11 protein-coding genes are annotated in these 12,720 nt (G+C 42.6%); 1 reads left to right on the top strand and 10 read right to left on the bottom strand.

Annotation, left to right across the window (positions count from 1 at the left end):
* Positions 1 to 114 precede the first annotated feature (114 nt).
* Entirely contained in the window at positions 115 to 501 is a 387-nt protein-coding gene (locus ACMXYR_RS06095; protein WP_415894792.1) for a RidA family protein, read from the bottom strand.
* A 148-nt stretch (positions 502 to 649) separates the two neighbouring features.
* Here ACMXYR_RS06095 and ACMXYR_RS06090 point away from each other — a divergent pair, with 148 nt between their 5' ends.
* Positions 650 to 1,408, top strand: coding sequence for a TlyA family RNA methyltransferase (locus ACMXYR_RS06090; protein ID WP_415903302.1), 759 nt, complete (start codon positions 650 to 652; stop codon positions 1,406 to 1,408).
* Here ACMXYR_RS06090 and ACMXYR_RS06085 read toward each other — a convergent pair.
* The 9 genes from ACMXYR_RS06085 to ACMXYR_RS06045 all read right to left on the bottom strand — a co-directional run bounded on the left by ACMXYR_RS06085 (position 1,405) and on the right by ACMXYR_RS06045 (position 12,712).
* Positions 1,405 to 3,129 carry an ATP-binding SpoIIE family protein phosphatase gene (locus tag ACMXYR_RS06085; RefSeq protein ID WP_415903301.1) on the bottom strand — a complete coding sequence of 575 codons (1,725 nt, stop codon included), beginning with the start codon at positions 3,127 to 3,129 and terminating at the stop codon, positions 1,405 to 1,407. The genes ACMXYR_RS06090 and ACMXYR_RS06085 overlap by 4 nt on opposite strands.
* A 6-nt stretch (positions 3,130 to 3,135) precedes the next feature.
* On the bottom strand, positions 3,136 to 3,444 hold the full coding sequence (locus ACMXYR_RS06080) for an STAS domain-containing protein (protein ID WP_415885134.1): 309 nt from the start codon (positions 3,442 to 3,444) through the stop codon (positions 3,136 to 3,138).
* Between the two features lie 44 nt (positions 3,445 to 3,488).
* Positions 3,489 to 4,715, bottom strand: coding sequence for a methyl-accepting chemotaxis protein (locus ACMXYR_RS06075; protein WP_415903300.1), 1,227 nt, complete (start codon positions 4,713 to 4,715; stop codon positions 3,489 to 3,491).
* 24 nt (positions 4,716 to 4,739) lie between these two features.
* The gene (locus tag ACMXYR_RS06070; RefSeq protein ID WP_415903299.1) at positions 4,740 to 5,822 is read right to left on the bottom strand and encodes a protein-glutamate methylesterase/protein-glutamine glutaminase; all 1,083 of its coding nucleotides are present in this window, start codon (positions 5,820 to 5,822) and stop codon (positions 4,740 to 4,742) included.
* Entirely contained in the window at positions 5,806 to 6,420 is a 615-nt protein-coding gene (locus ACMXYR_RS06065; protein WP_415903298.1) for a chemotaxis protein CheD, read from the bottom strand. The genes ACMXYR_RS06070 and ACMXYR_RS06065 overlap by 17 nt, the downstream gene beginning before the upstream one ends.
* A 5-nt stretch (positions 6,421 to 6,425) precedes the next feature.
* Positions 6,426 to 7,265: a CheR family methyltransferase gene (locus tag ACMXYR_RS06060; RefSeq protein WP_415903297.1), complete on the bottom strand. Its 840-nt coding sequence runs from the start codon at positions 7,263 to 7,265 to the stop codon at positions 6,426 to 6,428.
* A gap of 65 nt (positions 7,266 to 7,330) precedes the next feature.
* Complete coding sequence (locus tag ACMXYR_RS06055; RefSeq protein ID WP_415903296.1) at positions 7,331 to 9,694, bottom strand: methyl-accepting chemotaxis protein; 2,364 nt, start codon at positions 9,692 to 9,694, stop codon at positions 7,331 to 7,333.
* 16 nt (positions 9,695 to 9,710) lie between these two features.
* Entirely contained in the window at positions 9,711 to 10,238 is a 528-nt protein-coding gene (locus tag ACMXYR_RS06050; RefSeq protein ID WP_415885140.1) for a chemotaxis protein CheW, read from the bottom strand.
* A complete protein-coding gene (locus ACMXYR_RS06045; RefSeq protein WP_415903295.1) occupies positions 10,235 to 12,712 on the bottom strand; it encodes a chemotaxis protein CheW in 2,478 nt (825 codons plus the stop codon). Before ACMXYR_RS06045 ends, ACMXYR_RS06050 begins: the two co-directional genes overlap by 4 nt.
* Positions 12,713 to 12,720: the final 8 nt, after the last annotated feature.

Here is a 12,720-nt window from a genome sequence, read left to right as displayed (position 1 = left end):
TTACCACTAAACGTTCTCCCCCCTTCATGGAATGTTTAGTGTTTTCTCAAGGATGGGATTAAAAAAGGCAAGCGTAAGCTTGCCTTTTTACCTTCTAGATCACTGCTAAAGCAATTACTCAGCAGTTACCATAATTGCTTCTACTTCGATATCTGCATCTTTCGGTAATTGCTTAACCGCAAATGCTGCACGCGCTGGATATGGCTCAGAGAAATAACGCGCCATCACTTCATTAACCATCGCAAAGTGGCTCATATCAGATAACAGAATTGTTACCTTAACCACATCAGAAAGAGAACCACCTGCAGCTTCAGCAACAGCCTGCAAGTTTTTGAAAACCTGCTCAGCTTGCGCTTCAAACGACTCTGTAACCATCTCCATCGTTGCCGGAATCAGAGGAATCTGACCAGACATATAGACAGTGTTACCAACACGAACCGCTTGAGAGTACGTACCAATTGCAGAAGGTGCATTTTCAGTACTGATGATGCTTTTATTCATAGTTATCCCTGTTCACAAGATAATTTTGCATTAAATGAAAGTAATTGAGCCATTACATATATGCTAAGCAAGGAGTGTACACTCCTATTAAATATCTAACCAGCAAGAGTTAGTTTGAGTATAATCCATTCTTTTTCTCGAGACTCTTATGCAACGTGCTGACCTTCTCCTTGTTGAACAAGGATTTGCCCGCTCGCGTACCCACGCGCAACAATTGATCAAATCAGGCAGAGTTCAAGCTGATATCAAAGGTAAGTGGCAGCCTCTTACAAAACCAGGCCTAAAGCTAGAAGCCGAAACACCATTTAAGGTGGAAGAGGACGAAGCTGATCGCTACGTTTCACGCGGTGCGTTAAAACTCTTAAAAGCTTTAGATCTTCTACAACTGGATCTCAATGACAAAACAGCTATCGATGTAGGTCAGTCTACAGGTGGCTTTACCGATTGTTTACTACAAGCAGGTATTGATGCTGTGGTAGGTATCGAAGTAGGTCATGATCAACTAGCGGATAAGCTTCGCGTAGATCCTCGAGTTACTTGTTATGAAGGTGTCAATGGTCGGGATTTACCTCAAGATATGCTTCTTAAGCATACCGATGGCAAAGGATTTGACCTTGCGGTTATGGATGTATCCTTCATCTCCCAACGTAAAATTCTACCTTCTCTAATCCCCCTTATCGCTAAAAATGGTTATTTAATTAGCCTAGTTAAACCTCAGTTTGAAGTAGGAAAAGAAGGTATAGGCCGCGGAGGCATCGTAAGAGACAGCTCACTCTACCCCCAAGTCAAATCTCAGGTAGCAGAGTGCTGTTCGGAATTAGGGATGAAAATTGTCGATTATTTTGAAAGCCCTATCAAAGGCGGGGATGGAAATCGAGAGTTTCTAATTATTGCCCGAAACACCTAATCTTTTGTTGAGTAACTATAAACCACTTCAACAGCCGTACCACCATTTTCATACGTGATGCTATCACATAGATCAGAGACTAAGGCTATGCCTCGACCGCTAAACTGACCTACGCTAGCAGTTTGCTCATTCTTCAACCAATGCTCAAAATCAAAGCCTTCACCACTATCTTCTACTCGAACCAAAAGACGGCCACCATTAGCAAAGCGTGTATGTTGCAGATAGAGCGAAACTGCACCTGTCGACAGGGATTCCAGCCTCCTTTCACGCTCACTAAAGTACTCAGCAAATCCCTCAGGAGAGGCTTTAAGGCTAGATTCCAGCTTCAAAACACCATGATCAAGGGCGTTCACATAAAGCTCCGTTAAGATACTGAAAACACTATGCCACTGATCACCACCACCCTCAGACTCTTGCAGGCGGCTTAAAGCCTGAGCAACAGGGTTAATACGAGCTAAGCTTCCCCCTTGTAGCTCTAAATTCCAATTCCAGATATCTAGGATAGAGGCTTCATTAACATCTAATTCAATGCCACATGGCGTGACAGGTTTCAGATCATTGGCCGTGACACTACCAGGGATATCTATCAGTGATATGTCATCTTTTTGAATATGATCATCAACAAAATCGCTGAGGTCTGACAAGATGATATCCACCAATTGGGTCTCTACATCAGTTGCCTGCGCCGCAATCGAGTCATATAACCTGTCTTCACCAAACTGCTCAGCTAAATGATTTTCTGCCTCAATTACACCGTCGCTTAGCAGCAAGATATGATCATCAGGTTGTACTTTTGTGTGTTCAAAATTAAGCTCTTTGACAGACGGGATGATACCTAGAGGTGGATGGCTCGAAATGATACGCTGCACCACTTCACCCTGTGAGATCACCAAAATATCTGGCAAGCCACCATTCCATATTTTTGCGGTGCCATCCTGGCTAAGTGTGACGATGGCTGTAGCTAGAAACATCCCCGTAGGTAATAGTTTTTGTAGCTTGCGGTTTATTTGAGCAATGATCTCCTCAGCATCATAACCCTTAGCTGTCATCGCCCTAAAAGTTTCTGATAGAGGTAAAGCGCCAATCGTAGAGGTCAAACCGTGGCCAGTAAAATCCCCCAACAGAACATTTAGTTCGCCGTTCGGGCGGAAAGCGCTAAGCTGAACATCGCCACTAAACGTTTCAGCTGGCTGTTTGTGAATACGTATCTGATCTAGAGCAACGTTGGCAGACTCAACGGCACCACTTAATAACTGCTCAGCAACCTCTTCCTCTCGAGCTCTCAAGTGATTTAAGCGGTTCACCTGTCGATAAAGTTGGGCAATTCGGCGGAGGGCAACAATTTTTCCTTCAAGTAACTCAAAAGGGAAAGGACGCTGAATATAATCATCACCACCAGCATCGATCGCCTGACGAATTACATCTTGGCCTTCAGCACCGGTTACAAAAATAATTGGTATGAAGCTATCCTTGGCGGCCTGTTTAATTTGCAATGTTGCTTGAATACCGTCCATCCCAGGCATATTAATATCCATCAGGATTAGACTGGGTTTTAACGACATATACTTTGCGACGGCTTCTTCACCTGTTTCGGCAAAAACAGCCTTTAAACCCATCTCTTGAACCATCTGACCAAGGATCTGACGATTCAAACGCATGTCATCAACGATTAAAACTTGATTATCGCCGCTGCCACCTTGTCTTAATTCAGCTTCAACCATAAATAATTAGCTCTCGATAGTTACAAACTGATCGAAATTAGCGATTGTTAAAATCTTATGAACCGACTCATTTGGCTTCGAAATAATCACTTTACCGCCTTTCTTCTCCGCATGCTCTTTTAGCAATAGGATCATTCCTAACGCTGAACTGTCCATATATGTTGCCTTTGAAAGGTCTACCTTAAAAATAGCTCCAGATATATCGACATTACGGTAAGCATCACGAAAAGCTTGATGTAAGGAGTAATCAAACTGCTGAGATACTACGATATTAATTGTTTTATCATCACCAGCATTTTGTACCGAAATAGCCATACGTTATCCTATTACCTATTGTCTTTTATGGTTGTAGAGCACTATTAGAATAGTTCTACTTCCCCTTCATCCATATCATTTTGTGCAACAGTGCGGGTCTGATTACGTTGAACAGACTGTTCTCTGAGCTCCTTACAACGAGAAATACAGTGTTCAGCAGCAGCACTATTCACCTGATGATCTGGCGTAATAACATTCGAAATCAATGTTGATACCTCATTCAAAGAATCAACATTATGCTCCACAGAAGAAAGAGCTTGAGAAGATATATCCTCAAATTGTAAGGAGCGTACAGCCTGATCTACACTGCTACTTAGTTGAGTACCAATGTTTGAAATTTCGATCACTTTCTCATTTAAGAAGTGATTCATATCAGCCATGTGCTCAAGCATCTGCCCCATCTTATCTTTTGTACCGATGGTATCGCTCATATCGGTAGAAGCCATTCCACCAACAGTGCTACGCAGGATCTCGATAGTTTCTTTAGCTGAGCCAATCTCCTCGCGGATCTCATTATTCAAACTAGCGGAGTTAATGGATAGTGTGCGCACCTCATCTGCTACTACCGCAAAGCCTCGGCCCGCTTCACCCGCTCTAGCAGCTTCTATACTGGCGTTAAGCGCTAATAAATTTGTCTGACTAGCTAAGCCTTCAACATTTTCAATTAGACCGAAGATACCATCCAATTTTTCAACCATATCATCGATATGATGTACCGTTTCAAGACTGTTCTTACTTACATCGACCATCACATTTACAAATTGATCTAGGGTACGACCGGTTTCAGTAATAAAGCTTTGAATGCTGAAAGTCTCTGGATTTAGGTTTTGTTCACTATCTCCAGCATCACCTTCATGAGTTTGATCAATGATTTCAGCGGTCAACGCAGCCTGACGGCTTGCCAAATCATGCATGGTATGAAAACTATCACTCATCAAATGAACAGATTCTTTAATCAACCCATCTACACGGGATACTTCTTGATTAACAATCATCGCGTCATGAACAAGGGTATTAGATACCTCTTTAACAGCACTCTGTAATGCTGGATCAACCATTGCGGAACCGTTAGCCGCTCTGTTGTATTCTTTTTCTTTGTGAGCTGGCGATGGAGAAACTTTATCATTCAAAACAAATTGAGCAATCAAAGCCGGAACTAGCACTACCAGACAGATATGGGTTACGGTACTTTCAAGCCCTAAGACCTCAGCAGCTGCTAGCACCAAACTTGCTAACAGAGCGGCAACCAACATTATTTTCTTTAACGTCATTTAGCTAACCTCAATTACTCTAAATTACGACAGGTGCTTAACCAGTCGTTGTGCAATATCATTCAAAGGAACAACCTCTTTTGCCGCACCTAGTCTCACAGCAGCACCTGGCATTCCCCAAACCAGACTTGAAGCCTCATCTTGCACAATTGAGTGGGCACCTTTATCTACAAGATCTTTCATAGCTAGTGCGCCATCTTCACCCATACCTGTAAGCATGATGGCCGTAATGTTTTTAGGATCAATTTCAATAATAGAATTAAACATAACCTCAACAGAAGGCTTATGTCGATTAACTGGATTACTGTCAACTAAAGCACATACATACTCATGCCCATGCTGTTTAACACATAAATGAGTGTCACCAGGGGCGATATAAACATTTCCTGATTTTAATACTTCCCCATGAACTGCCTCTTTAACCGTCAGCTCACAATTGCGATTTAATCGATTAGCAAAACGATCACTGAAACTTGCCGGAATATGTTGTGTTACAACAATTGGGGGCATATCAGCAGGTAATACAGATAAAATATCGTGAAGAGCTTCAGTCCCCCCCGTAGAAGACCCTATTGCAATTAGCTTGTTTCTTCCCTTTAGCACTGACGAAGGTTTACTTAGTACCTTGGGCTCGCTGTTACGAGTATTACGACGAAACTTTAGCTTAGCTGATGCTGAAGCAGCGGCCTTTACCTTTTCCACCAGATCAGATTGAAAGACTTCCAATAGCTCATCTGATTGTGTATTAGACGGTTTAGCAATGAAATCAACCGCACCTATTTCTAATGATTGTAAAGTGGCATCAGCACCTTCATGTGTAAGTGTTGACAACATAACCACAGGCATGGGGTTTAGCTTCATTAGATTCTTTAAAAAAGTAATACCATCCATCTTTGGCATTTCAATATCAAGCGTCAACACATCCGGCTTCAATTGCTTAATTTTGTCCCTAGCATCGTATGGGTCAACAGCGGTACCTACAACCTCGATACTAGAATCCATAGACAATAACTCACTGATCACTCCACGAACCAAAGCAGAATCATCGACTATCAATACCCGGGTTTTTTCCATATCAGGGTAATTTCCTTTAAAACAGCTCAACATCTGAATCATCCAGATGCTGATCAACATCAATTTGGTAAGAACGCTCTTCAGCTATCACTCGCTGATCCTCACGGTGATCAAGCTTGTTGACCAACATACGTCCTGTAGTTGGGAAAAACGCCACTCTGCGAGCTCGATCTCCACCTAAATCCGAGGCTACCAGTTTTAAGCCTTCGTCATCTATATACTTAAGAATAAAATCTATGTTTTGCTGGCCTATATTAGCGATTCCGGACATCATATTTCCGCCACCTGTGAGCTTCACCTGCAAATTTTCACGCAAACAACCATGCTTCATTAACTCATTAACCAACTGCTCCATCGCAAACAATCCATATCGAGATGAACGCTGAAGGTCATCATTTGACCCTCCGGCAGGTAACATAAAATGATTTAATCCACCGAAGCCTGTAACCGGATCAAAAATGCAAGCTGAAATACAGGACCCAAGTAAAGTCGTAATTACGAACTCATCATTAGCAATATAAAACTCACCAGGCTTTACCTTTACTGCATAAAGCTCCCAACGCGGCTCCCAGAAAGATTTAAATTGCTCAAACCCGGATACCCCCCTGGGGAGCTTTCGCTCTAATGACATCCAGACTACCCAACCTTTCTGTATATAGTTTTGCCTACCAGCTCAAAATTACTCGCATGGCGCGCTAGCGCTTCAGAATGCCCTACAAACAAATAACCATTAGGCTTAAGTAAAGAATGCATACGATCCAACAATCTAGCCTGAGTATTTTGATCGAAATAGATCATTACATTTCTGCAAAAAATAAAATCTAAAGGGCCTTCTATTGGCCAGTCCTGCATCAAATTCAGATAATTAAATCTGAGCAATTCTTGGAGCTCAGGTTTAACTTTTACAAAACCTTTGTGAGAAGCTTTACCTTTTAAAAACCAACGCTTAACTTGCATATTCGGCAGATTTTTAATTCTATCTTCTGAGTAAATACCTGATTTAGCACTACTCAACACCTTTGAATCTATATCTGTCGCAAGTAAACGGATGTCCCAACTCGAAGGGTTAATACCTGATTCCAGTAAAGTCATTGCCAAACTGTAAGGTTCTTCTCCCAAGGAACAACCTGCCGACCAAGCTCTCACCCGCTGGGTATTACTCTCTTCTATCTCTGGGATAATAGTGTTTGAAATAAAGTCAAAATGGTGCTTTTCTCGAAAGAAAGCAGTTAGATTTGTCGTTAACGCGTTAATAAATTGGCTAAATTCAACAGGATTGCTATTTAGAAACGTAAAATAGTCATCAAAATTTGAAAGTTTTAACTCCCTCAGGCGTCGTACTAAACGATTGTAAGCCATATCCTGCTTATGATCCGCCAGTACAATTCCAGCGTAATCATATAACTCATCCCTAACCTTAACAAAATGTTCACGAGTAAAAGTAAATTCTCGAGGTCTGGTAGGTTTTGATGACATTTATGTACCCTTAAAAAGCGAAGGGGGTAGAAACAGCCTACTCAGAGTAGGCTGTTTAAGTACAATTAAAACTCTTCCCACTCATCGCCACTAGCACCTGCACTTACAATTGGCTGTTTTGGCACAGAGCGTTTAACTTCAGGTTTTCGTTCAGTTTGAACGTTTTGGCTTGCTAATTCTCTTAGGCGGCTGACGCCTCCTGATTTAGCAGGAGCTTCCGCGATGCTAGATTGACCTTCAGCTTCAACCACCTCAAACTGGTTGACCAAGGTTTGCAGTTGACCTGCTTGCTCTTCCATTGAAGCTGAAGCAGCTGCGACTTCTTCTACCAAAGCTGCATTTTGCTGCGTACCTTCATCCATTTGCGTTACAGCAATGTTTACTTGCTCGATGCCAATAGCTTGCTCACGGCTGGCAGCTGCAATTTCACTGATGATCGTAGAAACGTTTTTAATCGCTTCCATAATCTCAGCCAAAGCCTTACCGGATTCATCTACAAATAGGCCACCCTCTTCCACTTTTTCAACGCTATCGCTGATAAGTTCTTTGATCTCTTTCGCTGCACTTGCACTTCGTTGTGCCAAACTACGTACTTCAGATGCTACCACCGCAAAACCACGACCTTGTTCACCAGCTCGCGCAGCCTCTACAGCAGCATTCAACGCAAGTAGGTTCGTTTGGAAAGCGATCTCATCAATCACACCTATAATTTCAGCAATTTTAGTAGAACTCGCGCGAATATCTCCCATTGAGGTCACAACTTTATTAGAGATTTCACCTCCCTTCTCTGCCAACTTCTGTGCATCAGTCGCTTGGTTACGAGCTTCATCAGCATTATCAGCATTTTGCTTAACCGTACTAGTCATCTGCTCCATGCTTGCGGCAGTTTCTTGCAGACTCGCGGCTTGAGCTTCAGTACGAGAACTTAGTGTAGTGTTACCACTAGAGATTTCAGAAGCACCGGTTGTAATGCTTGCACCCGCTGTTCGTATCTCTCCAACCATAGTATTCAGGTTGTGCAACGAGCTATTCAGTGCGTCATTAAGTTCGGCAAATTCACCTTGGAAGTTACCAGACATCTGCTGAGTTAAATCACCATCAGACATTGCACTTAGCACGCGTTTAACTTCACGGATAGGTTCGACAACTGCATCCAGCATTTGATTTACACCTGATGCGATATTAGCCATGAAGCCGCTGTATAACTCAACATCAAGACGCTCATTCAATTCACCTTGCGAAGCTTTTTGAATCAAATTAGCTACTTGATCTTCTGCTACTAGCTGATCAGTAATATCCATCCACTCAACAACAGTGCCTAAACGCTGGCCTTTTTCATCGATAACAGGATTCGCAGTCAAACTAAAGCTACGTTTACCAACTTTTATCTTGCCTTGGTAAGTTGACTTCAGACCTTCCAACATACGACGCTGATGTTCAGGGTTCTTATGGAAGATATCAAAATTTGAACCAAGAATAGTTTCTGTATCAAAGTCGGGTAACTGCTGACGAATATCCTCTTCTGCATTTTTCATCATGCTAAGCACAGCATCATTACAGTAGATAATATTGCCATCATTATCGGCCAGCATAACGTTAGAAGACACGTTATCTAGCGCAACTTTGATACGAGAAGCGCGGTTTGCAGCTTCTTTCGCATCATTAACTTCATAACCAAGTTTCGTCGCGAGAATTTTTACATTTCGTTTAAGCTCACCAGTTTCACCGGGTTCATCCAGCGGTATTGGTGCTAGATATTCTCCTTCGCTGATATCCAGCATGTGACGTCGAGCTTGTTCTAACGGCTTAATTACGCTGTTCTTCAAACAGTTATTTGCGCCAAAGAGAACGATTAAGAATGCCACAACAGGACCAACCATCAAGGCTTCCGCAGGTAGTCCCATGAAATAAATTGCAGCATTAATCAGCACAGCAGCAACGACCGCCATTACTGCATGATGGTTAATCTGACCACCTAGGTTCTGATTAGGTACTGCATTTGGAGAAGGAATCGTAGCTTCATTACGCTTCAACTTCGCATATATAGCTGTAGCCTGTTCGATTTCATCTTGACTAGGGCGAGTACGTACAGACATATACTCAACGATCTCACCATTACGGAAGATCGGGGTAACATTGGCCTTAACCCAGTAGTAATCACCATTTTTACAACGGTTTTTCACCAGTTTGGACCAAGGTCGACCTAACTTAAGGGTATCCCATAGATCCTTAAAAGCCGCAGGTGGCATATCTGGGTGACGAACCACGTTATGGTTTTTACCTACTAATTCATCCCGACTAAATCCACTGATTTCGATAAAGTCCGGATTGGTATAAGTAATAATCCCCTTCAGGTTTGTTTTTGTAACAAGTTCCTGACCATCTCTGAGCTTAACTTCGCGATCCGTAACCGGCTCATTGATTTTCATTTCTTAACCTCCGCCCCTATGCTTTCACTTCAGCTCTTGTTGGCGCATCAATCGCCAACTCATCGGAATTCATTAATTCATCTATGTCCATCAGGACTATCATTTTCTCATCCTGCGCCACTAAGCCAGTGATAAATTCAGTATTTATCACTCCACCAATCTGTGGTGCGGGTTGTATCTGGTTCGTTGCAATTGTGTATGTCTCAGCAACCGCATCAACAATGATGCCCATCACGCGCTGGCAACTGCCGCTATCGACATTAATCACAATCACAACCGTAGTAGGACCATATTCCACGGGTTTAAGACCAAACCGCAAACGTAGATCAATCACCGGAATAATAGCCCCACGCAAATTCAAAACACCTTTAAGGTAATCAGGCATATCTGGAACATGCGTTACCGGCGTCCAGCCTCTAAGCTCTTGCACCCTTAAGATATCTACACCATATTCTTCATTATCAAGTAAGAAACTAAGATATTGGTGCCCATCTGCGGTTTGCTCTAGATGCTCAGATTGCTCCTGCCATTCAGTATCTGTCATGCCACAGCCCCCTGATTAGCTTGTTCACTCCTAGATATTTCATTTCGTTTTTGGGCCGTTTTAGCCGTTTCAAAATCTAAACCGCGCTTCATCAGGCCAGCTATATCCAGAATAAGGGCTACACTGCCATCACCTAAAATTGTCGCGCCTGCAAACCCTTCAATACGCTTAAAGTTAACCTCTAGGCTTTTAATAACTACTTGTTGCTGACCATAAAGTTCATCAACGATCAGGCCTATTTTCTGACCACCGTTTTCAACAATGGCAATTAAGTTTGTATCTTGTGGGTCATCTTCGACTGGCAATTTAAACAAAGAACGAAGATTAATTAGCGGGATGTACTCTTCTCGGAAATGAAGCAGTTTATTCTCACCCGCAATAGGGCTCATTGCCGATTTATCAGCAAGGATTGTTTCCACGATAGAAATCAGCGGTACTATATATGTTTCGCTATGAACTCGAACAAGCTGCCCATCAAGAATGGCTAAGGTCAGAGGCAAACTCACGCTAAAGGTTGAACCATGGCCGGGTTCTGAAGTAACGCTAACATGTCCGCCTAAAGACTCAATATTACGTCGTACTACGTCCATACCAACACCACGACCAGAAAGATCGCTTACAGCATCAGCTGTAGAGAAGCCAGGTTTGAAGATGAGCTCATTTATTTCACTATCGCTTAGCTGTTGATCTGCTGTAATAAGGCCATTATCTAGAGCTTTTTGATAGATTTTCTCGGTGTTTAATCCACGCCCATCGTCTGTGATATCGATGATGATAAAGCCGCCTTGGTGGTAAGCATTTAACTCCACTCTTCCGACTTCGGATTTGCCCGCGGCAATTCGCTCTTCAGGCGCTTCCAAACCGTGGTCAAGCGAGTTTCTGATCAGGTGAACCATAGGGTCACCGATTTTTTCCATTACTGTCTTATCTATCTCAGTCTGCTCACCAGTGATAACTAGCTCTACTTTTTTACCAAGTTTACCGCTCACATCATGGACCAAACGCGGAAAGCGGTTGAAAACAAAACTAATAGGCAACATGCGCACACGCATCACATCTTCTTGTAAATCGCGTGTATTTCGCTCCAATTGTTCCAAGCCCGATTGAAGACGTTCAACTTCCGAACCACCTGTAATTTCAGCTAGTTCATCGCCCACCTGCCCAAGCATGGCTTGAGTAATAACCAATTCACCAACACGGTTAATTAAGGCATCAATTTTATCTGTATCGACCCTAATCGAACTACTTTCAGTCGCCTTTGGTTTACGAGCTGAGTTGGTTTGATTTGTAGATACTGGACTTGTTTTTTGCTGTTCAGACTTAGATTCTACGGTAGGTGCTATTGCAGGGCCAGGTACTTGAGCAGAGGAAGCATCTTCACTTTGTAGTGTTTCAATTTGCTCAGTTGGCGCTCCACTATCACTTTCAGGAGATCGTTTATGTACTTTGGCCTCAACCTCTAAAGTACATTCATCCTCGACCCACTCAAAAACTTCTTCTACATCTGTTTTACTGCAATCAGATACAAGATCTAAATTCCATGAGAGTAACAACTGCTCAGGATTTAACTTATCAAAATCAACTAACCGCTCTAAATCAACTTGAACCTTAAGCTCGCCTAACTCCTCTAAAGCTTCAAACATGAAACTTGGTTCATTGCCTGTTTCAAGAATTGTAGGATTAGGGATAAATGAGATAGACCATCCAGCATCGCTGCTTTCAGGATCTGAGGGATGTTCTCCATCAGAGGGCGCTTCACCTCGAGAAACTTCAAGTTCACACTCATCTTCTACCCATTCAAAAACTTCTCGAATGTCTTCTTCAGAACAATCTTCGGATACAAGCTGTAGCTGCCAAGAAAGAAATAACTCTTCAGAGGTTAGCGAATGTAATTCAGGTAGATCTTTAAGATTTGATGTTACTGTCAATTCACCTAGGTCAGCTAATGCTTCAAACATAAACGCAGGCTCGTGCCCTGCCTGAAGCAGATCACGATGAGGGATAAACGTTATATTCCAGCACGATTGTTTCACATCAGTTTCTACCGATTTAGTTTCGGTTGTCTCTGAGGCTATCTGATCTTGGGAAGATTCTTGACCTAAAGCTTGCTCTAAGCGCTGTTGCACCTGTTGGATCTGGGCTGCATCAGCTTCAGGACCATCTTGAGCTGCTTCAAGCAACATTTTGATACAGTCTACCGACTCTAATAAGAGATTAACGAGTTCTGGCGTTATTGACTGTTTGCCACTGCGCAGTTCATCCAACAGTGTTTCCACTACATGGGTAAAATCTGCGACTTCATTAAAACCAAACGTGCCCGCACCACCTTTTATAGAGTGAGCAGCACGAAAAATGGTATTGATCGTTTCTTCATCGGCTGAATCAAGGTTTAGAAGGCTGGATTCCATCACCTCCAAACCTTCATAGCTCTCTTCAAGGAAAGTAGCTATAAATTGTGAAAGATCAATACTCATAGTTCCAT

The sequence above is a fragment of the Neptuniibacter sp. QD29_5 genome (genome assembly GCF_047778125.1).
Classification (GTDB): Bacteria; Pseudomonadota; Gammaproteobacteria; order Pseudomonadales; family Balneatricaceae; genus Neptuniibacter.
This window is presented reverse-complemented; position numbering and strand designations above follow the sequence as displayed.